Raw genomic sequence first — 26,003 nt, 5'->3', positions numbered from 1 at the left:
TCGGCGCCGACGGGCGTGCCGTCGGCGCTATCGAAAGGAGCCACGCCGGTGGCGACCGACATCAGCAGCGCCAGCGACGACCACACGGGCGGCCCTGCCAAGGACGCGGGGTCCCCTTCCCCCCACGCCGATTCGGCTGCCCCGCAGGCGGAGCAGGACTCCACCGCCACGCCGGGCGGCATGATGCGCTCCAGCATGGTCATGGCGGTCGGGACGATGGTGTCTCGGGTCACCGGGTTCTTCCGTACCGTCGTGCTCGCTGCAGCGCTGGGCACACAGCTGCTCGGTGACGCCTACAACGTCGCCAACACGATCCCGTTCATCATCAACGACCTGCTCATCGGCGGTCTGATGGCGAGCGTGATCGTGCCGTTCCTGGTGCGGCGGCGCAAACGGGACGCCGACGGCGGCAAGGCCACGGAGGACCGCCTGTTCACCAGTGCTGTCCTGGTGCTGCTGGTGGTGACAGTGGCGGCGATCCTGCTCGCGCGGCCGCTGATCCAGCTTTACGCGAGCGACTTCCTGCCTGCGCAGGCCGAGGTGTCGGTCTACCTGGCGCGTTTCCTGCTCGCCCAGGTGTTCTTCGTCGGGATGAGCGGTCTCATCAGCGCCATGCTCAACACCCGGGGCAAGTTCGGCGCTCCGGTATGGGCCCCTGTGCTCAACAACCTGGTGATCATCGCCGTCGGGGTGCTGTTCCTCATGGTGGGCACCGGAAGCACAGTGGAGACGGTGACCACCGCCGACAAGATCCTGTTGGGCGCGGGCACGAGCTGCGGCATGGTGCTGCAGACGGTGGTGCTGCTGGGCTCGCTGTGGCGGTCGGGATACCGGTGGCGGCCCCGGCTGGACCTGCGCGGCTCCGGGCTGGGGGAGGCCCTGCGCACGGCCGGGTGGATGTTCCTGTACACGCTCACCACCCAGTTGGGTTTCGTGATCACCTCCCAGATCGCCACCGGGGCCAACGTGGCCGCGAATGCGCACGGGTCAGCGGACGCGGGCGCCGGTCTCACCGCCTACAGCTACGCCTACCAGCTTTTCCAACTGCCGTACGCGATCATCGCGGTCTCGTTGATCACGGTGCTGCTGCCGCAGATGAGCGCGTTCGCTGCCGACCAGCGTTGGGACGAGGTGCGTGCCGGGTTCTCCCGTACGCTGCGAGTTTCCGCGCTGATCCTGGTGCCGCTGTCGCTGGCGATCTCGCTGTACGCCACGGAGATCACGGTGCTGCTGTTCGCCCACGGCAACACCGGCGACAGCGACGCTGCCAACATCGGTTACATCCTCATGGTGATGTCGCTCGGCCTGCTGCCGTTCAGCGTCTTCCAGTTGATGCTGCGTGTGTTCTACGCGCTGGGCGACACCCGCACCCCCGCGTTCCTGGGGATCGCCAACATCGCCGTGCACGGCGTGCTGGCGCTGACCGCGTCCTGGCTGCTGCCGCCGCACTTCGTGGTGGTTGGCGTGGCCGGCGGGTTCATGTCCTCGTTCCTGGTGGGAGTGTTCCTCGGCGGGCTCATCCTCCGCCGCCGGCTGGGCGGTTTGGACGGGCGCCGTATCGCCAGCACGCTGGTCCGGCTCTACCTGGCGACCGCACCCAGCGTGGTTGTGGGCTGGGGCGTGCTGGTTCTGTTCCAGTCGTGGTTCGTCTCGGGGCTGGCCATCAACATCGGTGCGCCCGTGGTGGGCTGCCTGGCAGGGCTCCCCGTGTTCCTGGTAGCGGCCAAGCTGCTGCGGATCGATGAGCTGAGCGCGGTGATGGAGCTCGTCAAGTCCCGGTTGCGCCGGTAACGGCCGCGGTGGACGGGGATTTTTCGCGGACAGTTCCTCCGCCGGCTGCACCGGGGCGGGCGACGCGCCACACTGCGGATCTTGGTAGTTGCGCGCGAGGGCGGTTCCCGGCGTAGTGTTCGGTGTGGTGGTGTTCGCGGGATCCGGACCGATGGGCTATTCCCTCCCAGCAGGTCTGGCTCTACCGTGGTCGCAGACCGGCTGGTTCGGTCCGCCCCTCTTGTCCACCACCACTCCACACTAGAGTGATGCAAGTCACCCAAGCTGGGGAAACGGTGTGTGCTCGTCGTTGCGAGCGCTGATCGCCGAAACCCCGCGCCCCTCCCCACCCCACGGAGGTCCCAGTTTGCACACGATATTTCCCAATGTTCCCCGACCGTGTCCTCCAACAGGCACGGTCAAGCGTCTTAGCATGGGACGGCGTGACTCTGCCCTAAAGTTCGGTTTCTTCTCAGCTGCCCGGAGGGAGGTCGGGGACAGGCGCTATGGCCCGGCAGCAGGGAGGTCAGCCTCACGTCACCCCTCCCGTCCGTCACTCCCGGTATGAGCACCTTCATGATTGAGCCCGGCGCGAGGCTCGCCAATCGTTATCGACTGGACGAATTGGTGAGCGAGACTAGCGGAGCCTCACTGTGGAAGGCGACCGACGAAACACTCGCGCGCCCCGTCGGGGCTTGGACGTTCGCTGACGGCTTCAGCCGTACCAGTGAGGTGGTCCGTGCTGCCCGCGCGGCCAGCCGTGTCTCCGACGCCCGCGTCACCCAGGTGTTCGACGCCGACGAGTCCGGCCCCACCCCGTATGTCGTCCAAGAGTGGATCTCCGGAACCACCCTGTCGGACCTGTTGCGCAACGGGCCCCTGGAACCTGAACGCGCCGCGGGCCTCATCGCCGAGGCAGCCGAAGCCCTCGCCGCGGCCGCCCAAGTCGGCATCCACCACCTGCGGTTAACCCCGGACAAACTGGTGTGGAGCGTCGGCGGCGCCGTCAAGGTGATCGGTCTCGGCCTCGACGCTGCCCTGCACAACATCACCGTCGACGACCCGCAGGGCACCGACGCCCAAGGACTGGGCCGACTGCTGTACGCCGCGCTCACCGGCTACTGGCCTGGGCCAGAAGCCACCGCGCTGCGTCCCGCCCCGATCGTCTCCGGACGGCCGTGCGAACCCGCCCAAGTGGTTGCGGGCATTCCCGACGTCCTCAACACCATCGTCTGTCGCGCGGCCTTCCCCGAGAGCGGATACCCGCCGCTGCGCACCCCGCAAGAGCTCGTCGACGCCCTGGCCGACGTGCCCCGAGTGGTTCCTATCCCCATGGCCCAAGTGGCCTCTCCGCCGCCACCGCCCAGGGGCACCTCCCGCATTTCCGGCCAGCTCGACGTGGCCGCGGCCGCGTCGTCCACACCTCGGACTTCCCGTTCCTCCCGCCACCGCACCCCCCAGGCCACTGAGGGCTCCCTCACCAACCGGATCCTCATCGGTGCTGTGGCACTCCTGGTCTTCGTCGCCGTGGTGATGGGCGCCTGGATGCTTGGCAGCTCGATGCGGGACACTTCCGGGACGCAGACCGCCGACGTCCCTGGCGACAAAAGCGAAGAGACCGAGCTCGTTGTGCTCACCCCGGTGGGCGCGACAGGTTTTGACCCGCCTCCCGCGGGTGACAACAGCGAACACGACGACAAAGCCCCCAACACCATCGACGGGGATCCCTCAACCCACTGGAACACCGAGGGCTACAACAGTGCCGCTTTCGGGAACTACAAGGACGGTGTCGGCCTGCTTATCGACATGGGCACCGAAGTGGAGATCCACGAGGTGGACATCACCTTCGGCAGCGGCACCTACAGCGCCGAGCTGTATGTGCGCAACGACTCCGGTGGGGCCCCGGGAGAGGACGAGAAACCTGTGTGGCAGGGCGCTGGAGTAACCGGAAAGGTGCCGATTAAGCTGGACGAACCCGCTACCGGACAGTACGTGGTGGTCTGGTTCGTCTCCCCTCTTTCCCAGGACGGTGGCAAATACCGGGGCACTATCAACGAGGTCGAACTACGCGGAATTCAGTGAACACGGTGACCGACGCAGTTCAGGAGATCCCCGACAACGAGCTACTGTTCAGGCACAATCAGGGTGACGAGCACGCCTTCAGCGAACTGGTCAAACGGCACCACGCTCGGCTGTGGGCAGTAGCGATCCGGGTTCTAGGCGACCAGGAAGAGGCCGCCGACGCGCTGCAGGATGCTTTCCTTTCTGCTTTCCGCAGCGCACACCGCTTCCGGGGGGAGGCGATGGTCAGCACGTGGCTGCACCGGATCGTCATCAACGCCTGCCACGACCGGCTGCGCCGCAAAATGGTCCGCCCCGCCGTGCCCACCGAGGACACTGCGCTCGACCTTCTCTCCAACGAGCGGGGCCGGTCCGCGCCCGACCCCACCGGCCGCAGCGACACCTCCCTCGACGTCCACGCTGCCCTGGGGTACCTTCCCGTGGAGCAGCGCCTCGCCCTGGTCCTCGTCGACATGCTCGGCTACCGGGTCGAGGATGCCGCAAAAATCCTCGACGTCGCTCCGGGTACCGTGAAGAGCCGGTGTGCGCGAGGCCGCGCTAGGCTTCTCCCATATCTCGCCCATCTCAGGAACCCCAGCGACTCGTCAAACGTCCCATCTCCGAAAGGAGGTGGCAGGAGATCGTGACGTCTCACGTAGACCCCGAGACCCTCGCGCTCTTCGCTGAGGGAGAGCTGAACGACAAAGCCAAGGAGGAGCAGGTACGCGCCTGGCTTGCCGAGTCGGAGGAGGCTCGCGCTCAGCTCTCCGCGCTGCGTGAGGTCTCGCAGATCCTGGCCTCCGCCCCGGTACCGCCCATGCCTGAAGGGCTCGTCGACCGCATCGATGAAGCGTTGCGGGCCGAGGCGAAGAAGCATGCCGCTCGTTCCCGCCCTGCGGTCGCCCCCGAGGCGTCGATCGACGAGACCGCGAAAGTGCGGCCGCTGCCCCGGCCACGCGGTCCTGCCCGCTGGATGCCGTTCCTGGTCGCCGCGTCAGCAGCCGTCTTCGTGCTCGGCGCGGGTGCCGCGGCGGTCAGTGGCCTCTTCACCGCTGACCCGCCCGCCGACCCCGGAACCGCGGCGGAGCCGCCTCCTGCCTCCTCTCCGCACGCCGCGCTGCCCTACCGGATCTCCGTGGTGTCCAGCGGCACCGACTACACCGCGGACAATCTCGCCACCCAGGGGGCCTCGGTCCTCGAGCGCGCCAACCTAACCACGGGAGAGGGCGAGGAAAGCCTCTCCCTAGAACCGGACAGCGCGGTACCCGCTGACGTTGCGTCGTGCGCGCACACGCTCAGCGACACCTACGGCGCTCCGGCTCTCGTGGACCTCGCCTCGTATGAGGGCCAACCGGCATGGATTATGTTCTTTCCGGCGGCTCTTGACAGCGAGACGGACGGTTATACGGTCCGCGTGGTTGAGCCGGGGTGCGCGGAAGAGGATGACCCCACGTCCGCGGTACGGGATACCGCATCGCTCCCCAATCACTGAGAGTGATGTGGCTCACCCGGTTTCTGCGCCGCACCACCCTGCGCTGAGGAAACCGGAACAGGCGACGGTCGGCCTCCTTGCATCACCGTGCTCCCAGGGAATCGCCGACGCCTACCATCGGTTGAAGTGAACAGCGTCCTGTCCAACACAAGCACGAGTGCGCAAGGGGTCTGACCACTGTGAGTGACGTCCGTAATGTGATCATCATCGGCTCCGGGCCTGCGGGGTACACCGCGGCCATCTATGCGGCCCGTGCCGAACTGAAGCCTCTGGTCTTTGAAGGCGCCATCACCGCGGGTGGCGCTCTCATGAACACCACCGAGGTGGAGAACTTCCCCGGTTTTCCGGACGGGATCATGGGCCCCGAGCTCATGGACAACATGCGTAAGCAGGCTGAGCGGTTCGGAGCCGAGCTCGTTCCGGAAGACGTCACCGAGGTGGACCTCACCGCCAACCCGAAAGTGGTCAAGGCCGGCGACCAGACCTTCTACGCTCGCGCGGTGATCGTCGCGACCGGCTCCGGCTACCGCAAGCTCGGCGTTCCAGGTGAAGAGGAGTTCTCTGGCCGCGGTACCTCCTGGTGCGCTACCTGCGACGGATTCTTCTTCCGCGACCAGGACATTGCCGTGGTCGGCGGCGGCGACAGCGCCATGGAGGAAGCAATCTTCCTCACCCGGTTTGCCCGCTCGGTGACGGTGATCCACCGCCGTGACCAGTTGCGCGCCAGCAAGATCATGCAGGAGCGCGCCTTCGCCAACGAGAAGATCTCGTTCCTCTGGAACACCGAAGTCGTTGAGATCCTCGGCGACACCCGCGTCCACGCGGTTCGACTGCGCAACCGGGTGACGGGTGAGGAGAGCACCCTCAACATCAGCGGACTGTTCATCGCGATCGGTCACGACCCCCGCGTGGAGCTCTTCAAGGGCCAACTCGAACTCGACGAACAGGGCTACCTGAAGGTCGACTCGCCCACCACCCATACCAACATCCCCGGTGTGTTCGCCTGCGGCGACGTGGTCGACCACCGTTACCGTCAAGCTATTACCGCGGCGGGAAGCGGATGTGCTGCGGCCTTGGACGCGGAACGCTACCTGACCGAAGAGGCCGGATAAGCACGAGCGATCCGCCCCGTGTGACGAATTGTCTTTTTCCACCCCGACGATGAGGAGCTAGCTGAATGGCCACCATTCAGAATGTCACCGACGACACCTTCGAGGAGGTCGTCCTCAAGAGCAAGCTGCCGGTCCTGGTCGACTTCTGGGCCGAGTGGTGCGCTCCCTGCAAGATGATCGCCCCGGTGCTGGAGCAGATCGCTGAAGAGCAGGAGGGCAAGCTCACTGTCGTCAAGATCAACGCCGACCAGAACCCGGACACCGTGCGCCAGTACGGGGTGATGGGCCTGCCCACCCTCAACCTCTACAAGAACGGCGAAGTGGTCAAGCAGCTCGTTGGCGCTAAGCCCAAGCGCGTCATCGAGAAGGAGCTCGAGGAGTTCCTGTAACCCCACAGCACTCCGCTCCGTGTTTCACGTGAAACACGAAACACCAAGCGGGCCGCGGGAGAGCAGGTGCGCGGTTGCTGCTGCAACCCGACACCACTGTCTCCCGCGGCCCGCTTGTCTCTCTCCTGAGCCCGGATTACTTCTCGGCGAGCAGCCCGGGGGCCATCGTGGCGAGGATCCGCTCCAAGTCTTCCTTGGTCGCAAACTCCACGACGATCTTCCCCTTGTTCCGGCCCATGTTGACCTTCACCCGGGTGTCGAAAACGTCAGAGAGCCGGTTGGCCACTTCCTCGAGTTCCGGAGAGGGCTGCCGCACTGTCGCCCGGCGCTGCTTCGTCGGGGCTTTGATCTCGCCGAGCGCGATGATCTCCTCCAGCGCGCGCACGGAGAGCCCTTCCGTGATGATGCGGTGCGCGAGGTGGTCCTGGAGCTCGGGGTCCTCCACCGCGAGCAGTGCCCGGGCGTGGCCCGCGCTGATCACCCGGGCGGCCACCTTGCGCTGCACGGCCGGGGAGAGGTTGAGCAGCCGGAGCGTATTGCTGATGTGGGGGCGGGAGCGTCCGAGCCGCTTGGCGAGCTCCTCGTGGGTTACCCCGAAGTCGTCGAGGAGCTGCTGGTAGGCGGCGGCTTCTTCCAGCGGGTTGAGCTCCTGGCGGTGCAGGTTCTCCAACAGCGCGTCCCGGAGCATATCGTCGTCGGAGGTCTCCCGGACGATCGCCGGAATCTTCTCCAGTCCGGCCCGCTGGCTTGCCCGCCACCGCCGTTCTCCCATGATCAATTGGTATTTGGCGGTGCTGTCGCTCTGGCTCCCGTCCAGTTTGCGGACGACAATGGGTTGGAGCAGTCCGACTTCGGCGATGGACGCGGTGAGTTCCTCTAGTGCCTCCTCGTCAAAGTACTGTCGCGGTTGCCGAGGGTTGGGCATCACCGCGTCGACGGGGATCTCCTCCAGATAGGCTCCGTCGATGGTCCGGGGTTCGTGGGCTGCTCCGGGAGCGCCAGGCCGGGCAGCTCCTCCGAGCACCGATGTGGGCGGTCCCTGCGGGATGAGCGCTCCCAACCCCTTGCCAAGACCGCGCCGCTGTTGGCTCAACGCCGTCTCCCTTCAGCTCCCTGAGCGGTTCGCTTCACTGGTTCTCCACCCGGCTCTGTGCTCGGAAAGCCAGTTCACGAGCTGCATCCAGGTACGCCATGGCGCCGGACGATCCCGGGTCGTAGGTCATCACCGACTGGCCGTAGCTGGGGGCCTCGGACACCCGGACACTCCGCGGGATCATCGTCCGCAGCACCACGTCCCCGAAGTGGCTCCGCACCTCTTCTGCCACCTGCGCTGCCAGCCGGGTACGGCCGTCGTACATCGTGAGGAGAACCGTCGAGATGAAGAGCCCCGGGTTGAGGTGCGACTTCACCAGCTCGATGTTCTTCAGCAGCTGCCCCACCCCTTCCAACGCGTAGTACTCGCACTGGATGGGGATCAACACCTCTTCGCAGGCGACCATGGCGTTGACGGTCAACAGTCCCAGCGACGGCGGGCAGTCGATCAGGATGTAGTCGAGTTCGCTGACGTCGTACGCTTCAAAGGCCCGCTTCAGCCGGGACTCCCGCGCGACGAGGGAGACCAGTTCGATCTCCGCGCCAGCCAGGTCGATCGTGGCTGGAACGCACCGCAGATTCGGCACCCCAGGCACAGGGCGCTCCAACGCCCGGAGTTCTTCGTCCTCAACCAGGCAATGGTAGATGGAACGGGACTCGGGGGAACGTTCCATTCCCAGGGCTGTGGATGCGTTCCCTTGAGGGTCGAGGTCGACGACCAGCACCCGGTTGTTGTGCATCGCAAGCGCCACCGCGAGGTTCACCGTGGTGGTCGTCTTGCCGACACCGCCCTTCTGGTTGGCCACGCTGATGATGCGGCACCGCTCGGGACGCGGCCACGTCTCACCCATACGTCCACGCACACTCATCGCAGCTTGGGCAGCACGGGCGATCGGGGTGTCGAAGTCCGCAGCGAGACTTTCGTCGACTGCGGGGGAGGAGCTTCGGTCAAGCGCGGTTTCACGTGAAACATGCGCACCGGACATGGAGATGTCTGCTGAGACGGCGCCACTCGTCTGGTAGTAGAAGGTTTCACGTGAAACGTGGGCGCCATCGGATTGGTTGTGGGGCACGAAGAGTTCACCTCTTTCGTCCGCGCTTCTTCCTACCGCCCGGCTTGCGTGGGGACCTGGACGGGGCCGCCTTGGTTCCGGTCTCGAGAGCAGTCGTGACCGTGACGCGAACGACCGTGGTAGCTGGATCGACTTTACCGCCCCCCACCCGAATGACGTCTGCGATGTTAGGGCGCTGTCGAGCCAATTCGTGGCGGGCTTCCTCCAGTTCAGCCTCGGCTCGCTCCCCCTTCAACGCGAGCAGGCTTCCCCCCTTCCGGAGGAGCGGCAGTGCCCAGCCGATGAGTTTGGGCAGTGGAGCCACCGCGCGCGCCGTGACGATATCCGCTCTCAACTTGGCGTGGACTTCTTCTGCACGTCCACGGTAAACCCTGACGTTGTCCAAGCGGAGGAGTTCCACGCATTCGTTGAGGAAGACGGTCCTCCGCAGCAGCGGCTCCAGCAGAGTCACCGACAGGTCAGGGCGCAGGATCGCCAGTACCACCCCGGGGAGTCCAGCACCGGAACCAAGGTCGATGACATCGGCGCCCTTGGGGATGAGCTCTTCGACGACAGCACAGTTCATCAGGTGGCGCTCCCACAGCCGGGGAACCTCACGGGGACCGATCAGGCCCCGAGCGACCCCCACGTCTGCGAGCAGCTCGGCGTACCGCTGCGCCACCGGCAAGGTCTCACCGAACAACTCCCGAGCCGCGTCGGACGGGACGACATGTTCGGTCATCAGTCACCACCTTGGCTTTCAGCCGGGTCAGCAGCTACGAGCGGAGTGGCGACCGAAGGTCTCTGGGATTGACCACCGCGAAACGACCACCCCACCTGATCTTATGTGGGTTTCTGCCCTGTTCTTGGGGCCGCCCCCTGCACCTGCGCTGACACGGCGACGTCTCCGCAGCTCCAGGTACTGCTCTATCCTCCCCTAAAAAAAATCGGGTGCTGCATGTTTCACGTGAAACATGCAGCACCCGATCTGGAGGTGCTATGGCTCAATCCACCGGGTAAACCACCACGCAACGGTTGGGCTCCTCACCCTCAGACTCACTGTGCAGACCCGCCGCCGCCACGGCGTCGTGCACCACTTTCCGTTCAAAAGGAGTCATCGGAGTGAGCTTCTTGGGTTTGCCGGTCCGCTTGACTTCTCTGGCCACCTCGGCGCCCAGTTTCCGAAGGACCTTGCGCCGAGATTCGCGATAGCCGCCGATGTCGAGCATGAGCCGGCTCCGGGTGCCGGTGACCCGGTGCACAGCAAGACGAGTGAGCTCCTGGAGCGCCTCCAGAACCTCACCACGCTCTCCCACCAGTTCCTTGATGGTCACCCCTACCACGGAGACCAGGGGACGGTCTCCTTCGACATCCATATCGATGTCACCATCGAAATCGGCGATGTCGAGGAGGCCCTCGATGTAGTCGGCGGCAATATCGGTTTCCCGCTCGAGTGCCTCGATGTCAATAGGGGCGGTCTCTTCTGCTTTCTCGGCCACCGCTACCGCAGAGTTCGCCCCGCCTCCGGTGTTGCTGTCGCTCACGACAAGCTTTCTCCTTATATCGCGGCCCTGTACGCAGTGCGCTGCGCGGATACGCGTCAGGGGCTCTCGCCTACGCACCCACGCAGCGGAAGTGAAGTACAAGGATCTCTTGGGGATCCGCCGGATCTACTTCCCGCCGGTCCTCTTGGACCTTGGCTGCCTCTTCGGCTGCTTACGTTCGATCTTAGGCTGTTCCGGTTTCTCAGACTGCTGACCACGCTTAGTCGATCCGGGTTTGCCCGTCGCAGAGACTCCGGCCTTGTTCTTCTCCCCACCGTCCGACGCAACCGGAGGGAACTTGCGGTAGAGGAAGTGCTGCTGGCCCATGGTCCAGAGGTTGGAGGTGACCCAGTAGATCAGGACACCGACCGGCATCGCCAGACCGAACAGCCCGAACGCCGGCGCGATGTACATCATGATCTTCTGCGACTGCACCATCGGGTTGTCTTCCATCCCCGGCTGCTTGAGCGTCCGGCTCATGCTCTGGCGCATGGTCAGGAAGGTCGTGGTGCCCATGATCACGCAGGCGACTGCGATGATCACCTTGGCCATGATCGGGTCAGCCCCGAAGGCGGCCAGCTCGTCAGCCGAGGACGTGAAGTGCGCGGCGATCGGAGCGCCGAAGATCAGCGCGCTCTGCGCACTGTTCGCCAGCTCCTGGGTGAAGCCGAACTTGGCCTCCCCCTCAGCGATCTGGCGGAGGACGTTGAACAGGGCGAAGAAGACCGGCATCTGCAGCAGCAGCGGCAGACACCCCATGAGCGGGTTGGTTCCGCTCTCCTGGTAGATCTTGATCTGCTCCTGCTGGAGGCGCTGCTTGTCGTTCTTGTACCGCTCGCGCACCTTGAGGAGCTTGGGCTGGAGTTCCTGAAGCTTCCGCTGCGTGTTCATCTGTTTGACGAACAGCGGAATCATCAGGACACGCACAAGGATGGTGAGGAGGACGATCGACAGTCCCCACGCCAACCCGCTGTCGGGGTCGAGGAAGATGCTGAGACCGGAATGGATCCAGACCAGCACCTGGCCGACGATGTTGTAGAGCCAGTCCAGCACCGGCTATCTCCCTTGTTCGCTGACTTCACAGACCCGGTGCGCCGGGGGAGGCTTCCCCGTCGCTGCCAGGCCTCGCGTCACTGATCTCTGTGCCACTCTCGTTTCTCCGCGGCGGGACTGGATCAAGCCCGCCGGGATGGAACGGATGACATTTGCCAAGTCTGCGGATGGTCAACCACAGTCCTCGTCCGGCCCCATGAACCCGGAGTGCCTCGACCGCGTAACTGCTGCACGAGGGGTAGAAACGACAGACCGGTGGAAAGAGCGGACTGATCCAACGCTGGTAGCCCCGGATCGGCAGAATCAACACCCGGGCGAGCAAGGTGGGTCTGTCGCGTGTCATTGGGTCGGCTGTTCTCCCACTGCCGTGGTGTGTGCGGACGTGGCCTCGCGCGAAGCGCGGGTACGGTGTGACGACTGTCCGCGGGGGCGGGTCACCGCGCGCAGCGCACTGTCCAACTGGGCGGCCAGTTCGCTGTAGTCGAGAAGCGCGGCTTGGGGTTTAGCCCGTACCACTAGCAGGCTACCTGCGGGGAGGGAGCCGACCCGCTCCCGCATGAGGTGACGCAGCCGCCGCTGGACCCGTTTGCGGACGACGGCTTTCCCCACCGCCTTGCTGACGCTGAACCCGACGCGAGGAGGTGCGTCTCCACCTGGCTGGTCTGGAGTGTCCTGCGGAACGAAGAGAGCGACGCTGAGAGCGTTCCGGCCGGCCCGCCGCCCGTGACGCAGGGCGGTGTCGAAATCGGCGCGACGCCGCATGCGGTTGCGTGGAGACAGCATCGGTTCAGAACACCCTCGAACAACAGCAATCGGACCGGTTGCCTAAGCGGGCAGACCGGTCCGTTGCACGTTTGACTGCTGACGCCTAGTGGCTGACGGTCAGCGCTTTGCGCCCCTTGCGCCGACGCGCAGCGATGATCGCGCGGCCGGCACGGGTACGCATGCGCAGCCGGAAACCGTGGGTCCTGGCGCGACGCCGATTGTTCGGCTGGTACGTACGCTTGCTCACTGCTTAACTCCAGGGGCGTTCCGGAAGTACATACGACGCGAACCAGCCGACCGTGCGGCGGTCCGTGTGTTCCTGCTGCTGCGGGGACGAGCTGGAACATCGCCCGCTCGGCCGCTCCGCCGCGCACTGTGTGGTGCGAGTCACGGGCGGAGATCCGGTTTCTCTGCACCACGGCACGGACGGATACCGACGTAAGCACAAAGAAGATACGGGTTGAGCTTCCGCAGGTCAAATCGACTATGCCGCTGCGACACGCCCACGCCGGAGTTTTCCACGAACCACGCGGTCTGTGGAAAACCTCTGTCCACAGGCTGCGAATAACCCACACAGGGACCTAAGCTGTGGATAACCTCGTCCCTGCGTGAGAGCCGTCTCACCCCTCCCAGCCCACGGGGAAAGCCATGATCACCGACGTTACCCACAGGGTCTCAACTGGGAAATGTGGATAACCACAGGCTGTGGACAACGTCGCGAAAGGTTGTGGATAACGCAGTGGATAACTTGTGGAAAACTCGCCAATCCTGTGGACTGTCGTTCCCCGACAAGGTTCGCATGGCGCGGGGAGGACGGAATCTCATGCACAACCGAGTCCACAGAAAACACCGAGTTACCCACAGAACACCATTCGCTATCACAGTTTGATCACGTCGCTCCTTGACGCTGTGGACAGACGGGAGCCGTCGTGGTGAACGACACAATGGGGTGCCGTGTCACTCGTGCCGCCCGCCACGGGACGAGGACGCGGCCGGTAGGACACCGCTGGAAGGGGCGAAACATGGAAGGCCGCCGTGTCTGAGGGACAGATCAACCTCGCGATGGTGTGGTCGAGAGTGCTGGACAACCTCGACAACAACAGCCTTCCTCCCCAGCACCGGGCCTGGCTGCCGCAGACCCGGCCCCTGGGGCTCATCGAGGACACCGCACTGCTCGCCGCCCCCAACGAATTCGCCAAGGAAATCCTGGAAACCCGGCTGCGGACGGTCATCAGCCAGGCGCTCTCCGCCGAACTCGGCCGGGAGATCCGGGTCGCTGTCACCGTGGATCCCAGCGCGGTGCCGCCGTCCGCGCCCACCGAGGAAGCATCGAGCACCAGCAGCCCAGACAGCTCGCACCCGGCTCCCGACCAGGGCTCGGCCAGCTACTCCGGGCCTCGCGACACGGCGCGGCAGCAGGCGTGGTCCCAGCAGCCTGTGCTGCCTGATCCACAGCCCACCGCGCCCCAGTTCACCCCGTCGGGACGGCCGGGCCCGCTGCCGGGCGAGCCGTTCTCCCGCGGCCCAGACCTGCTGTCCTCGGGGTGGAACCCCTCCTCGGCCGACCCCGGCAGTCCTGCATCCCCTGCCCCGGTCGCCGAGTCCGACACCGGCCCGCGCTACCAGAGCTGGGACACGTCGGCTCCCCACTGGGACCAACCCAACCGCTGGGAGACGCCGCGCCCGTGGGAAGGCGGCCCCCACCCCGGTGCCGGAAACCGTCCGCACGACGTCGGCGGCGACTCTGGCGTGCCTTCCGCAGAGCAGCCGCCGGTCACTCCGCCGCTGAGCGTGACCGAGCGGGGGGACGGGTCGACCAACCCCACGTCAGGCGGCCCGGACCAGCTCAACCCCAAGTACACCTTCGACACGTTCGTCATCGGCTCCAGCAACCGCTTCGCGCATGCCGCCGCGGTCGCCGTAGCCGAGGCCCCCGCCAAGGCCTACAACCCGCTGTTCGTCTACGGCGGCTCCGGGCTGGGCAAGACCCACCTGCTCCACGCGATCGGCCACTACACCCAGCGGCTCTACGAGGGCGCGCGGGTCCGCTACGTCAGCTCGGAAGAGTTCACCAACGAATTCATCAACTCCATCCGGGACGGCAAAGCGGACGGGTTCCGCCGCCGCTACCGGGACATCGACGTCCTCCTGGTCGACGACATCCAGTTCCTGGAGAACAAGGAGCAGACGCAGGAGGAGTTCTTCCACACCTTCAACACCCTGCACAACTCCAACAAGCAGATCGTCATCTCCTCGGACCGGCCGCCCAAGCAGCTCGTTACCTTGGAGGACCGGCTGCGCAACCGGTTCGAATGGGGGCTGATCACCGACGTCCAGCCCCCGGAGTTGGAGACCCGGATCGCGATCCTGCGGAAGAAGGCCGCCCAGGAGGGACTCAACGCTCCCCCGGAGGTGCTGGAGTTCATCGCCAGCAAGATCTCCACCAACATCCGGGAGCTGGAGGGGGCGCTCATCCGGGTCACCGCGTTCGCGAGCCTGAACCGGCAGTCGGTCGACCTGCACCTGACCAGCATCGTGCTGCGGGACCTGATCCCCAACGACGAAGTCCCAGAGATTACGGCCGCCGAAATCATGGCCCAGACCGCTTCATATTTCGGGTTGACCCCCGAGGACCTGTGCGGCACTTCCCGCTCACGGGTGCTGGTCACCGCGCGGCAGATCGCCATGTACCTGTGCCGGGAGCTGACCGACCTGTCCCTGCCCAAGATCGGGCAGCAGTTCGGTCGGGACCACACCACAGTGATGCACGCGGACCGCAAGATCCGCTCGCTCATGGCGGAGCGGCGCTCGATCTACAACCAGGTCACCGAGCTCACCAACCGCATCAAGCAGCAGGCCCACCACAACCACCACCATCTGTGAACGGGCGTCGGGGGTGGACCGCCACCCCCGACGCCCGTTCACGGGCTGGTCAGGGGGAGGTCACTGCACTCCCCAGGGGTGTGAAACCACTCACTTCGCGGCGGTTCGCCCCGGACTTTCCCCCTGTTTTCCCCATGCCCCTCCCGCGGCCCTATACCACATCCCAAGCTGTGGATAAGCCGTGGATAACTCTGGGGATAACTCCCAATTTTCTGTGGACAGCCTGGGGATACGCTGTGTATAACCCGCCACGACATCCAGTCATCCCATGAGGGGATCTGTGGGTAAAGTCGTGGACAAGCTGTGGACAACCTGGGGATGACTTGGGGACAACCGCGCTCTGTCCACAGGACGCCGAGTTTTCCACACCCGCCATCCACATCTCCTGTGGACAAAAATCACCGAGCTGACCTGCGAAAACAGGGTTTGTCCACAGTATCCACAGCCCCTATTACTACTGCGCCACAAAGAGAGATCTTCGTGGCTTAGTAAACGGGCTCGGCCGATTTCTGTGGACAACGCTCCCCGCTGCCCCAACTTCTGTCCACAACTCTCCTTCTCGGAGAGTCCCCTCCGACTCGACGCCTCGACCGTCGTACACTCGCGCCCGAATAGGGGTACCGTGGTGAACTCACCCCCGATGTCCTGACCGACATCCCGACGCGGACGGTCCCGTCCGTTGACCCGCAAGCGCCGACACGTGCGACCCAGGGCGTCGGTCGGCGGTTCATAGTCGTCGAGGAAAGAGAGACCGATCGTGAAGTTCCGGGTCGAACGCGACGTGCTCGCAGACGCCGTCGCCTGGACCGCTCGTACTCTGCCGGTCCGTCCGTCGGTGCCCGTCCTCGCTGGAATGCTGCTGGACGCCGACGACGTGGACGGACACCAGCGGCTCACCCTGTCCAGCTTCGACTACGAGGTCTCCGCCCAGGTATCGGTCGACGTCGATATCGACGAACCGGGACGGATCCTCGTGTCGGGCAAGCTGCTCGCCGAGATCGTGCGCAACCTTCCTCCACAGACTGTGGAAGTCAGCACTGACGGGGCCAAAGTCGTCGTCTCCTGCGGCAGCGCGAAGTTCACGATCCTCACCCTCCCTGTGGAGGACTACCCGACCCTCCCCGCCATGCCGGCGCTGACCGGATCCGTGCTCAGCGACACCTTCGCTGCTGCCGTCAGCCAGGTGGCCGTCGCCGCCGGACGCGACGACACCCTGCCCATGCTCACCGGGGTGCGCATCGAGATCGAAGGCTCCACCGTGACCCTCGTCTCCACCGACCGCTACCGGCTGGCGGTCCGGGAACTCACCTGGACCCCCGAGGACCCCAACGTGTCCGCGGTCGCCCTCGTCCCCGCCAAAACCCTCGCCGACACCGCCAAGTCGCTCACCGGCGGCGCCCAGATCTCCATCGCCCTGTCCACCGCGGAGAACGGCGGCGAAGGCATGATCGGCTTCGAAGGCGGCGGCCGACGCACCACCACCCGGCTCCTGGAAGGGGAGTTCCCCAAGTACCGGAAACTCCTCCCGGAGTCCTTCAACTCGGTGGCAGAAGTCCAGAAGAACGAGTTCATCGAAGCCGTCAAACGCGTCTCGCTGGTCGCGGAACGCAACACGCCGCTGCGGCTGTCCTTCACCAGCGACCGCCTGGTGCTCGAAGCCGGCACCGGAGAAGAAGCCCAGGCTGTGGAGGAACTCAGCGCCACCCTGGAAGGCGACGACATCCAGATCGCCTTCAACTCCACCTTCCTGCTCGACGGGCTCAACGCGATCGAATCAGACGTGGCCCACCTGCAGTTCACGACCTCCACCAAACCGGCCATCATCACCGGCAAGCCCGCAGACGACGGCACCGCCTCGGACTACCGGTACCTGATCATGCCTGTGCGGATCTCCAACTGACCCACCCGCGCCGGCCACCCGCACACCACCCACCTGGCTACGAGTAAGGGAAGACGAGCATGCAACTCGGCATGATCGGCCTCGGCAAGATGGGCGGCAACATGGCCGCACGGCTGCGCGACAAGGGGCACGAGGTCATCGGCTACGACGTCAACCCCGAGCTGCGCGACGTGGACTCCATCGCCGAACTCGTGGAACGACTGTCCGCCCCGCGGACCGTGTGGCTGATGGTGCCGGCCGGGGAGCCCACCCGGAACACGATCCGGGAGCTCGCCGACCTCCTCGACGAGGGCGACCTCGTCATCGAAGGCGGCAACTCCCACTACCGGGACGACCGCGTGCACGCCGACGAACTCGCCCGCCGCGGCATCGAATACCTTGATGCGGGAGTCAGCGGCGGAATCTGGGGACGCGAAAACGGCTACGGCATCATGGTCGGCGGCAGCGCCGAGAACGTGGCCCGCGCCAAGCCGATCTTCGACGCCCTCACCCCCGAGGCCGGGAGCGGGTTCGTCCACGCCGGGGAAATCGGTGCCGGGCACTTCGTCAAGATGGTCCACAACGGCATCGAATACGGCATGATGCAGGCCTTCGCCGAAGGCTACGAGCTCATGGCCGCCTCTGGGATCGTCAAAGACGTCCCCGGCACGCTCGCCAGTTGGCGCCAAGGCACCGTGGTGCGCTCCTGGCTGCTGGACCTGCTGGTCCGCGCCCTGGAAGAAGACCCCGAGCTGGAGCAGTTGCGCGGATACGCTGAAGACTCCGGTGAAGGACGCTGGACCGTGCAAGCCGCCGTTGACCACGCGGTGCCCGCCCCAGTTATCACCGCCGCCCTGTACGCCCGGTTCGCCTCCCGGCAGGAGGACAGCCCGGCGATGAAAGTCATCGCCGCACTCCGCAACCAGTTCGGCGGGCACGCGGTCGTCAAGAAGAACACCGACTAGGCTGCGCGGTCCACAGCCTGTGGACGACACGGCCGCCCCACACCTCCCGGGTTCGCGCCCACGCCCGCGCGACCCCGGTCTGCGTCCCCAGGAGCCGCCCCATGCACGTCTCCCACCTTCAGTTGGCCGACTACCGGTCCTACGAGGCCGCGTACCTGGAGCTGGAGCCGGGAGTCAGCACCTTCATAGGCCCGAACGGGCAGGGCAAGACCAACCTGGTCGAAGCGATCGGCTACGTCGCCACCCATAGCAGCCACCGCGTGGCCCACGACGCTCCCCTCGTCCGCCGAGGAGCCCAACGAGCCGTCATCCGCGCGGCCGTGGTCCGCCACGGCCAAACTGCCCTCATCGAGCTGGAGATCAACCCTGGGCGGGCCAACCGCGCCCGCCTGAACCGCTCCCCCAACACCCGGATGCGCGACGTCCTCGGCATCCTCCACACCGTCCTGTTCGCCCCCGAAGACCTGGCCCTGGTCAAAGGAGACCCGGGGGAGCGCCGCCGCTTCCTCGACGAGCTGCTGACCGCCCGCGCCCCCCGGTACGCGGGGGTGCGCTCCGACTACGAACGCGTCCTCAAACAGCGCAACGCGCTCCTCAAATCCGCAGCCGCCCAAAACCTCCACCACCGGGGCGGCCGCGACCTGCCCACGCTGGACGTGTGGGACGAGCACCTCGCCCAGATCGGCGCGGAACTCCTCGCGGCACGGCTCGCCCTGGTTGCGGAACTCCAGCCCTTGGCCGCGAAAGCCTACGGCGAACTCACCGCCACCCAAGACCCGATCAGCCTGCGCTACCGCTGCTCGGCCACTGACGAGGAGCTCGACACCACCAACCGTCCACAGCTTGTGGAAATCCTGCGCGCTGCACTGCTGCGCGCCCGCCCCGACGAACTGCGGCGCGGTGTCAGCCTCGTCGGCCCCCACCGCGACGACCTGCAGCTGTGGCTCAACGACCTGCCAGCCAAGGGCTATGCCAGCCAAGGCGAATCCTGGTCGTACGCCCTCGCGCTGCGGCTCGCCGGCTTCGAACTGCTCCGCGCCGACGGCGACGACCCCGTCCTCCTCCTCGACGACGTTTTCGCGGAACTCGACGCTGAGCGGCGGCGCCGCCTCGCCTCTTACGTCCGCACCGCGGAACAAGTCCTCGTCACCGCTGCCGTACCCGACGATGTCCCCCAAGAACTCTCCGGGGCACGATTCCGGGTCACAGGAGGGAGCGTGGAACGTGAACGGTGAGCACCCCGCCCCGGAACGCACCGACTCTCCCCAGACTGAGGAGAACATCACACCTCCCACCCCCCTGCGAGGTGTGGAACTCGCCCGCCAAGCCCTCGCTAAAGCCCGCGCCGAAGCCAAAGCCCGCGGCGCCGCCCCCCAAGGACAGGACCGCAAACCCCAGCGCAGCCTGGTCCGCAGCCGCGGCGAACCCCAACAGTTCGGCGACGCCATCCGCGCCTGGCTCATCGAACACGGCTGGCAGGAGCAGGTCGCTATCGGCGGCATCTTCGGACGCTGGTCCCGGATCGTCGGCGAACGCCTCGCCGAACACGTCCGACCCTGCAGCTACGCTGACGGGGAACTCGTCGTCGCCGTCGACTCACCCGCCTGGGCCACCCAGATCCGTGCCATGGCCCCCCAACTAGTACGCAAGCTCAACGAAGAGCTCGGCCACGGTGCCGTCCGGGTCATCAAAGTCAACGGCCCCGGCGGATACCGGACCTCACGAGGCCAGTGGCGGGTCCGGTGAACCGGCGCCCACGCCAGCACCGGGCCACGACCCGTGTCTACCCATCAACCAACAGCACTGATTCAACCGGGGCGTTCACGCCGGGGTAGGTCATGTGTGGGGACTCGTCTCCTACACCGTTCGTTCGTTCAGGGCCGTTCCAGACGCCTTAGATGCGACTTTTAGGTTTCGCGCAAGGTATCATGAAGGCAGTTCTCTTGGACGCCTCCACCGGCAGAGACCGCACCTAGGAGCGGATACCGGGAATCGGGGTCGCAGCAGCGTCTTGGCGGGGGCGTAGCATCGCGTTTCGCCTGGATCGCCGTGTGTCCGCCGGTTGTCATGCGGATGGTCGGCGTCCCCGGGCAGGAGGGTGTTTCCAACTTTGGCCTACGACGCGCGTTCAATCACGGTTCTGGAAGGCCTCGAAGCGGTACGCAAACGCCCCGGTATGTACATCGGATCCACGGGCGAGCGCGGACTGCACCACCTTGTCCAAGAGGTTGTGGACAACTCTGTGGACGAGGCGCTCGCCGGATACGCGACCGCTATCGAGGTCACATTGCTCGCTGACGGCGGGGTCCGGGTCACCGACAACGGACGGGGTATCCCGGTCGACCCGCACCCAGTAGAAAAGAAGCCCGCAGTAGAGCTTGTCCTCACCACCCTGCACGCGGGTGGCAAATTCGACAGCAAGTCCTACGCGGTCTCCGGCGGCCTGCACGGCGTCGGCGTCTCCGTCGTCAACGCCTTGTCCACCCGGCTCGAAGTCGAAGTCCGCCGGGACGGCTACCTGTGGACCCAGAGCTACGAGATGACCAAACCGGTCACCGAGCTCATCAGGCGGGAGCCCACCGACGAGACCGGCACCCAGATCACGTTCTGGCCGGACGGCTCCATCTTCGAAACCACCACCTTCAACTTCGAGACGCTCTCCCGGCGGCTCCAGGAGATGGCGTTCCTCAACAAGGGACTGTCCATCACCATCCGAGACGAGCGTCCCGAATTCGTCGGCGACTCCCCGGTCACCCAGACCTACTACTACGAAGGCGGGCTGTCGGACTTCGTCCGCCACCTCAACGCCACCAAGGAGCCCGTCCACTCCTCCATCATCGCGTTCGAAGAAGCCGGCGACGGGATCGCCGTCGAGATCGCGATGCAGTGGAACCAGTCCTACACCTCCTCGGTGCACACCTTCGCCAACACCATCAACACGGCTGAAGGCGGCACCCACGAAGAGGGCTTCCGCGCCGCACTCACCTCCATCGTCAACCGGTACGCCCGCGACCAGAAACTGCTGCGGGACAAGGACGAGAACCTCACCGGCGACGACATCCGGGAAGGCCTCACCGCCATCGTCTCGGTGAAACTCGCCGACCCCCAGTTCGAAGGCCAGACCAAAACCAAACTCGGCAACACCGAAGCCAAGTCCTTCGTCCAAAAGGTCTGCCACGAATACCTGCGGGACTGGCTCGACCGCAACCCGGGAGAAGCCAAAGACATCGTCACCAAGGCGACCCAGGCCGCCCGCGCCCGGATCGCCGCCCGCCAAGCCCGGGAACTCACCCGGCGCAAGACCCTGCTGGAGTCCACCTCACTGCCCGGCAAGCTCGCAGACTGCCAGTCCACCGACCCGGAACGCTGCGAGGTCTACATCGTCGAGGGAGACTCCGCCGGCGGCTCCGCCAAAGGCGGGCGTGACCCCTACTACCAGGCGATCCTCCCCATCCGCGGCAAGATCCTCAACGTCGAGAAAGCCCGCATCGACCGGATCCTCAAAAACAACGAGGTCCAGGCGATCATCACCGCGCTGGGCACGGGGATCCACGACGACTTCGACATCACCAAGCTGCGGTACCACAAGATCATCCTCATGGCCGACGCCGACGTCGACGGCCAGCACATCCGCACGCTGCTGCTCACCCTGCTGTTCCGCTTCATGAAACCGCTCATCGAAGCCGGACACGTCTACCTCGCGCAGCCCCCGCTCTACAAGATCAAGTGGGACCCCCGCGGAACCGACGTCGACTACGCCTACTCCGACCGCGAACGCGACGAGAAGATCGCCGCCGGTATCGCAGCGGGCAAGAAGGACCCCCGGCCCCGCGACCTCGTCCAGCGCTTCAAAGGCCTGGGAGAGATGAACCCCAGCGAACTGTGGGAAACCACCATGGACCCCGAACGGCGGGTGCTGCTGCAAGTGACGCTGGACGACGCAGCCCAGGCAGACGAAATGTTCAGCGTGCTCATGGGGGAAGACGTCGAATCCCGACGCGCCTTCATCCAGCGCAACGCCCGGGACGTCCGTTTCCTGGACATCTAGCCCGAACCTGACGTTTCCCGGCAGCGAACGACCCACCAGAAAAGGATCGACATCCCGTGACGGATGTGAACACGACTCCCGAGGCCCCCGACAACACCGGCGGCCGCATCGAACCGGTCGACCTCCAAGTCGAGATGCAGCGCAGCTATCTCGACTACGCCATGTCGGTCATCATCGGCCGCGCCCTCCCCGACGTCCGCGACGGTCTCAAACCCGTCCACCAGCGCGTCCTGTACGCCATGTACGACAGCGGGTACCGTCCCGACCGCGGCTACTTCAAGTGCGCCCGCGTCGTCGGGGACGTCATGGGTAACTACCACCCGCACGGCGACTCCGCCATCTACGAGACCCTGGTGCGGCTCGCCCAGCCCTGGGCGATGCGGATGCCGCTGGTCGACGGCAACGGCAACTTCGGCTCCCCGGGCAACGACCCGGCAGCGGCCATGCGCTACACCGAGTGCAAACTCGCGCCGCTGGCCATGGAGATGCTGCGCGACATCGACAAGGAGACCGTCGACTTCCGCCCCAACTACGACGGCCGCTCCCAAGAACCCGTCGTCCTTCCCGCACGCTTCCCCAACCTGCTCGTCAACGGGTCGTCGGGTATCGCCGTCGGCATGGCCACCAACATCCCCCCGCACAACCTCCGCGAGGTGGCCGAAGGCGTCTACTGGTACCTCGACCACCCCGACGCCTCCGACGAGGAACTCCTCGACGCGCTCATCGAACGCATCAAAGGCCCCGACTTCCCCACCCGCGGACGCATCGTCGGCCGGCGCGGCATCGAAGAGACCTACCGCACCGGACGCGGCTCGATCACCATGCGCGCCGTGGTCGAGATCGAAGAGGACAAGCGCGGCCGGCAGTGCCTCGTCGTCACCGAACTCCCCTACCAGGTCAACCCGGACAACCTTGCGCTGAAGATCGCTGAGCTCGTCAAGGAAGGCAAGATCAGCGGGATCGCCGACGTCAAGGATGAGAGCAGCGGCCGCACCGGCCAGCGGCTCGTCATCGTCCTCAAACGCGACGCGGTGGCCAAGGTCGTCCTCAACAACCTGTACAAGCACACCCAGCTCCAGGAAACGTTCGGCGCGAACATGCTGGCCCTGGTGGACGGAGTCCCCCGCACCCTCCGCCTCGACCAGATGATCCGCCACTGGGTGGCCCACCAGATCGAAGTCATCGTCCGGCGCACCCGCTACCTGCTGCGCAAAGCTGAGGAACGCGCCCACATCCTCCGCGCCCTGCTCAAGGCGATCGACCGGATCGACGAGGTCATCGCGCTCATCCGAGGCAGCGCCTCCGCAGACGACGCGAAGAACGGCCTCATGGAGCTCCTGGCCATCGACGACGTGCAGGCGCGCGCCATCCTCGACATGCAGCTCCGCAAACTCGCGGCCCTGGAACGCCAGCAGCTCACCAGCGAATACGACGAGCTGATGGCGCAGATCGCCGACTACAACGAGATCCTCGAATCCCCGGAGCGGCAGCGCAGGATCATCCGCGACGAGCTCGCCGAAATCGTCGAAAAGTACGGCGATGACCGCCGCACCGAGATCGTCCCCTACGAGGGCGACATGCGGATGGAGGACTTCATCGCCGAAGAGGACATTGTCGTCACCATCACCCGGGGCGGCTACGCGAAGCGCACCCGCCTCGACAACTACCGGGCGCAGAAGCGCGGCGGCAAGGGCGTGCGCGGCGCCCAGCTCAAACAGGACGACATCGTCCAGCACTTCTTCGTGACGACCACACACCACTGGATCCTGTTCTTCACCAACAAGGGCCGGGTGTACCGCACCAAGGCGTACGAGCTGCCGGAGCTCGCCCGCGACTCCCGGGGCCACCACGTCGCCAACCTGGTGCCGTTCCTCCCGGACGAGGAGATCGCCCAGGTGCTGGCGCTGCGCGACTACGACGCCGCCCCCTACCTGGTGCTCGCCACCCGCTCCGGCCTGGTGAAGAAGACCAAGCTGGCGGAGTTCGACTCCGCCCGCTCCTCCGGCATCATCGCCATCAACCTGCGGGAAGATGACGAGCTCATCGCCGCCCGGCTCGTCTACCCCACCGACGACCTGCTGCTGATCAGCAGCAACGCCCAGGCGATCCGATTCCCCGCCTCCGACGACTCGCTGCGCCCCATGGGCCGCGCCACCAGCGGTGTCATCGGTATGCGCTTCGCCGAGGGCGACTACCTGCTCAGCATGGACGTCATCCGGGAAGGCGAAGGCGCCACGGACGTGCTCGTGGCTACCGAAGGCGGCTACGCCAAGCGCACCCCGGCCGACCAGTACCCGGTGCAGAAGCGCGGCGGCAAGGGCGTGCTCACCGCCAGGATCGTGGAGTCCCGGGGCAAGCTCGTGGGCGCGCTGATGGTCGACCCCGAGGACGAGATCCTCGCGATCACCTCCAACGGCGGCGTGATCCGCACCAAGTGCGCGGAGATCAAACAGTCGCAGCGGGCCACCATGGGCGTCCGCCTCATGCACCTCTCCAAGGGCAACCACGTGGTCGCTATCGCCCGCAACACGGAGGGGATGGGCGACGACGCCGAGAACGGTGCACACGGTTCCGAGGACGCCGAAGACACCGAACAAGACTGAGTTTCACGTGAAACGCGTGCGCACGCGTGAGGGGAAAGGTATTACCCGCCCCTCGCGCGTGCCACTGGCCGCCATGTCCACCACTCAATAGAGTGGTTTTTCGTCATCAGTGACATTCGTTTCGTGGAGTTCGGTGCTCCTGTCCTGAGATCTCCCCGAATTCCACCGACTATAGGGAGAGTTCAGCGGTAACGTGGCTATGTCCGACAACGCGCAACGAGAGTCCGCTGCGGTGGAGCCGAATCCTGCCAATACCGACAAGAGCGGAGTAGACGCCGCAAGGACTACCGAGGTCGAGGGACCCGAGACCGAGACGCTCGGGACGGCCACGGACTCTGATGAAGTGACTGGGGCAGGGGGTCCCGAGACGACCGGAGGCGCTGAGGGGGAGTCTCCGGAGAGCGCGGACGCGGCCGAGGCATCGACCTCGGAAGCTGCACAGGGGGGTTCGGATATGGCAGCAGAAGCGGTTGCCGCGTCACCGAGTGCCGAAAGCAAGACCGCCAAGACCGCGGCGCGTAAGGCGCATCTGACGCTGAGCCGGATCGAACCGTGGTCGGTGATGAAGTTCAGCTTCATCATCTCGCTGGTGTGCTTCATCATCCTGTTCGTGGCGGTCGCAGTGCTCTACACCGGGCTGGAAGTCCTGGGTGTGTTCGACGCGGTGACGGAGCTGATCACCTCGCTGACCGAGGGGGACGAGGTCAGTGAGGAGTTCATCATCAACCCGGAGGTCTGGTTCTCGCCGACCCGGATTCTTGGATACACCGCGCTGTTCGGTGCGCTGAACGTCATCCTCATCACGGCTCTCGCTACCGCAGGTGCGATGCTTTACAACCTGTCCGCTGACCTCGTGGGCGGCATCGACGTAACGCTCAGCGAAACCGAGTGAGTCTTCTCGCGGGCCCGTGCCGCAGAGCACGGGCCCGAGGACTTCCAGAAGCGGGTAGAATTGAAGAAGACGGAGCAAACCACTCCGGACTTCCTCTCCCACCCGGGGGTTTCCGGTTCGCCCCACTCCCCTGGATGCGGTAGAGTTCTACACGAGCGAAGGGCGTATAGCTCAGTCGGTTAGAGCGCATCCCTGATAAGGATGAGGCCCCTGGTTCAAGTCCAGGTACGCCCACAGTTCAAGGCCCTCGCCGGATGCGGGGGCCTTTTAATTTCCGCTCTTGGGGAGCGAATCCGTCCCGCTGGATCCCCGCCGCTAGGCGTGGAGATCTCCATCGCGTTCGAGATCTGGTTGCGGCACATCTCGACACCCACCACGTAGGGCTGGTCATCACCAGGTTCCT

22 protein-coding genes and 1 tRNA gene are annotated in these 26,003 nt (G+C 65.6%); 15 read left to right on the top strand and 8 right to left on the bottom strand.

What is annotated here, in order from left to right:
- Nucleotides 1-48 precede the first annotated feature (48 nt).
- From murJ to trxA, 6 genes are all read left to right on the top strand, one after another.
- Entirely contained in the window at nt 49-1,791 is a 1,743-nt protein-coding gene (gene murJ, locus TF1_RS10540) for a murein biosynthesis integral membrane protein MurJ (protein WP_082797713.1), read from the top strand.
- Nucleotides 1,792-2,334: 543 nt separating this feature from the next.
- Complete coding sequence (locus TF1_RS10535) at nt 2,335-3,852, top strand: protein kinase family protein (protein WP_011293522.1); 1,518 nt, start codon at nt 2,335-2,337, stop codon at nt 3,850-3,852.
- A complete protein-coding gene (gene sigM / locus TF1_RS10530; RefSeq protein ID WP_016187955.1) occupies nt 3,849-4,478 on the top strand; it encodes an RNA polymerase sigma factor SigM in 630 nt (209 codons plus the stop codon). The genes TF1_RS10535 and sigM overlap by 4 nt, the downstream gene beginning before the upstream one ends.
- Nucleotides 4,475-5,323, top strand: a complete 849-nt coding sequence (locus TF1_RS10525; RefSeq protein WP_061783852.1) for an anti-sigma factor family protein — start codon at nt 4,475-4,477, stop codon at nt 5,321-5,323. The genes sigM and TF1_RS10525 overlap by 4 nt, the downstream gene beginning before the upstream one ends.
- A gap of 179 nt (nt 5,324-5,502) precedes the next feature.
- Nucleotides 5,503-6,435, top strand: a complete 933-nt coding sequence (trxB, locus tag TF1_RS10520) for a thioredoxin-disulfide reductase (RefSeq protein WP_011293525.1) — start codon at nt 5,503-5,505, stop codon at nt 6,433-6,435.
- Between the two features lie 65 nt (nt 6,436-6,500).
- A complete protein-coding gene (gene trxA / locus TF1_RS10515; RefSeq protein ID WP_011293526.1) occupies nt 6,501-6,824 on the top strand; it encodes a thioredoxin in 324 nt (107 codons plus the stop codon).
- Between the two features lie 136 nt (nt 6,825-6,960).
- Here trxA and TF1_RS10510 read toward each other — a convergent pair whose 3' ends face one another.
- From TF1_RS10510 to rpmH, 8 genes are all read right to left on the bottom strand, one after another.
- The gene (locus tag TF1_RS10510; RefSeq protein WP_173668091.1) at nt 6,961-7,917 is read right to left on the bottom strand and encodes a ParB/RepB/Spo0J family partition protein; all 957 of its coding nucleotides are present in this window, start codon (nt 7,915-7,917) and stop codon (nt 6,961-6,963) included.
- A 34-nt stretch (nt 7,918-7,951) separates the two neighbouring features.
- Nucleotides 7,952-8,785 (bottom strand): ParA family protein, encoded by an 834-nt coding sequence (locus TF1_RS10505; RefSeq protein ID WP_173668090.1) that lies wholly within the window; start codon nt 8,783-8,785, stop codon nt 7,952-7,954.
- 211 nt (nt 8,786-8,996) lie between these two features.
- Nucleotides 8,997-9,710 (bottom strand): 16S rRNA (guanine(527)-N(7))-methyltransferase RsmG, encoded by a 714-nt coding sequence (rsmG, locus tag TF1_RS10500; RefSeq protein WP_011293529.1) that lies wholly within the window; start codon nt 9,708-9,710, stop codon nt 8,997-8,999.
- Between the two features lie 262 nt (nt 9,711-9,972).
- A complete protein-coding gene (locus TF1_RS10495; RefSeq protein ID WP_011293530.1) occupies nt 9,973-10,512 on the bottom strand; it encodes a Jag family protein in 540 nt (179 codons plus the stop codon).
- A gap of 126 nt (nt 10,513-10,638) precedes the next feature.
- The gene (yidC, locus tag TF1_RS10490) at nt 10,639-11,565 is read right to left on the bottom strand and encodes a membrane protein insertase YidC (RefSeq protein ID WP_011293531.1); all 927 of its coding nucleotides are present in this window, start codon (nt 11,563-11,565) and stop codon (nt 10,639-10,641) included.
- A 25-nt stretch (nt 11,566-11,590) separates the two neighbouring features.
- Complete coding sequence (gene yidD, locus TF1_RS15895; RefSeq protein ID WP_011293532.1) at nt 11,591-11,908, bottom strand: membrane protein insertion efficiency factor YidD; 318 nt, start codon at nt 11,906-11,908, stop codon at nt 11,591-11,593.
- Nucleotides 11,905-12,348 carry a ribonuclease P protein component gene (rnpA, locus tag TF1_RS10485; RefSeq protein ID WP_011293533.1) on the bottom strand — a complete coding sequence of 148 codons (444 nt, stop codon included), beginning with the start codon at nt 12,346-12,348 and terminating at the stop codon, nt 11,905-11,907. The genes yidD and rnpA overlap by 4 nt, the downstream gene beginning before the upstream one ends.
- A gap of 85 nt (nt 12,349-12,433) precedes the next feature.
- The gene (rpmH, locus tag TF1_RS15890) at nt 12,434-12,577 is read right to left on the bottom strand and encodes a 50S ribosomal protein L34 (protein WP_011293534.1); all 144 of its coding nucleotides are present in this window, start codon (nt 12,575-12,577) and stop codon (nt 12,434-12,436) included.
- A gap of 788 nt (nt 12,578-13,365) precedes the next feature.
- On the opposite strand from rpmH, the gene dnaA reads away from it, so the two are divergent.
- The 9 genes from dnaA to TF1_RS10440 all read left to right on the top strand — a co-directional run bounded on the left by dnaA (nt 13,366) and on the right by TF1_RS10440 (nt 25,834).
- Entirely contained in the window at nt 13,366-15,213 is a 1,848-nt protein-coding gene (gene dnaA / locus TF1_RS10480; protein WP_016187958.1) for a chromosomal replication initiator protein DnaA, read from the top strand.
- Between the two features lie 757 nt (nt 15,214-15,970).
- A complete protein-coding gene (gene dnaN, locus TF1_RS10475) occupies nt 15,971-17,113 on the top strand; it encodes a DNA polymerase III subunit beta (RefSeq protein WP_011290451.1) in 1,143 nt (380 codons plus the stop codon).
- Between the two features lie 59 nt (nt 17,114-17,172).
- Nucleotides 17,173-18,057, top strand: a complete 885-nt coding sequence (gnd, locus tag TF1_RS10470; RefSeq protein WP_011290452.1) for a phosphogluconate dehydrogenase (NAD(+)-dependent, decarboxylating) — start codon at nt 17,173-17,175, stop codon at nt 18,055-18,057.
- 101 nt (nt 18,058-18,158) lie between these two features.
- Nucleotides 18,159-19,292 carry a DNA replication/repair protein RecF gene (gene recF / locus TF1_RS10465; protein WP_011290453.1) on the top strand — a complete coding sequence of 378 codons (1,134 nt, stop codon included), beginning with the start codon at nt 18,159-18,161 and terminating at the stop codon, nt 19,290-19,292.
- On the top strand, nt 19,282-19,803 hold the full coding sequence (locus TF1_RS10460; protein ID WP_011290454.1) for a DUF721 domain-containing protein: 522 nt from the start codon (nt 19,282-19,284) through the stop codon (nt 19,801-19,803). The genes recF and TF1_RS10460 overlap by 11 nt, the downstream gene beginning before the upstream one ends.
- Nucleotides 19,804-20,167: 364 nt before the next feature.
- Complete coding sequence (gene gyrB, locus TF1_RS10455) at nt 20,168-22,105, top strand: DNA topoisomerase (ATP-hydrolyzing) subunit B (protein WP_016187959.1); 1,938 nt, start codon at nt 20,168-20,170, stop codon at nt 22,103-22,105.
- A gap of 56 nt (nt 22,106-22,161) precedes the next feature.
- On the top strand, nt 22,162-24,708 hold the full coding sequence (gene gyrA, locus TF1_RS10450) for a DNA gyrase subunit A (protein WP_011290456.1): 2,547 nt from the start codon (nt 22,162-22,164) through the stop codon (nt 24,706-24,708).
- A gap of 199 nt (nt 24,709-24,907) precedes the next feature.
- Nucleotides 24,908-25,600, top strand: a complete 693-nt coding sequence (locus TF1_RS10445; RefSeq protein ID WP_011290457.1) for a DUF3566 domain-containing protein — start codon at nt 24,908-24,910, stop codon at nt 25,598-25,600.
- A gap of 160 nt (nt 25,601-25,760) precedes the next feature.
- Nucleotides 25,761-25,834, top strand: a tRNA-Ile gene (locus TF1_RS10440).
- Nucleotides 25,835-26,003 lie beyond the last annotated feature (169 nt).

The sequence above is a fragment of the Thermobifida fusca NBRC 14071 = JCM 3263 genome (assembly GCF_001592045.1).
Lineage (GTDB): Bacteria > Actinomycetota > Actinomycetes > Streptosporangiales > Streptosporangiaceae > Thermobifida > Thermobifida fusca.
The sequence above is the reverse complement of the archived record's forward strand: the minus strand, read 5'-3'. Positions and strand labels throughout refer to the sequence as shown.

Bases quoted from the DNA above. Each gene is read 5' to 3' on its own strand.
- TF1_RS10535 (WP_011293522.1), top strand. From the start codon at position 2,335: ATGAGCACCTTCATGATTGAGCCCGGCGCGAGGCTCGCCAATCGTTAT.
- trxA (WP_011293526.1), top strand. From the start codon at position 6,501: ATGGCCACCATTCAGAATGTCACCGACGACACCTTCGAGGAGGTCGTC.
- TF1_RS10505 (WP_173668090.1), bottom strand. From the start codon at position 8,785: ATGAGTGTGCGTGGACGTATGGGTGAGACGTGGCCGCGTCCCGAGCGG.
- rsmG (WP_011293529.1), bottom strand. From the start codon at position 9,710: ATGACCGAACATGTCGTCCCGTCCGACGCGGCTCGGGAGTTGTTCGGT.
- yidD (WP_011293532.1), bottom strand. From the start codon at position 11,908: ATGACACGCGACAGACCCACCTTGCTCGCCCGGGTGTTGATTCTGCCG.
- rnpA (WP_011293533.1), bottom strand. From the start codon at position 12,348: ATGCTGTCTCCACGCAACCGCATGCGGCGTCGCGCCGATTTCGACACC.
- gnd (WP_011290452.1), top strand. From the start codon at position 17,173: ATGCAACTCGGCATGATCGGCCTCGGCAAGATGGGCGGCAACATGGCC.
- recF (WP_011290453.1), top strand. From the start codon at position 18,159: ATGCACGTCTCCCACCTTCAGTTGGCCGACTACCGGTCCTACGAGGCC.
- TF1_RS10445 (WP_011290457.1), top strand. From the start codon at position 24,908: ATGTCCGACAACGCGCAACGAGAGTCCGCTGCGGTGGAGCCGAATCCT.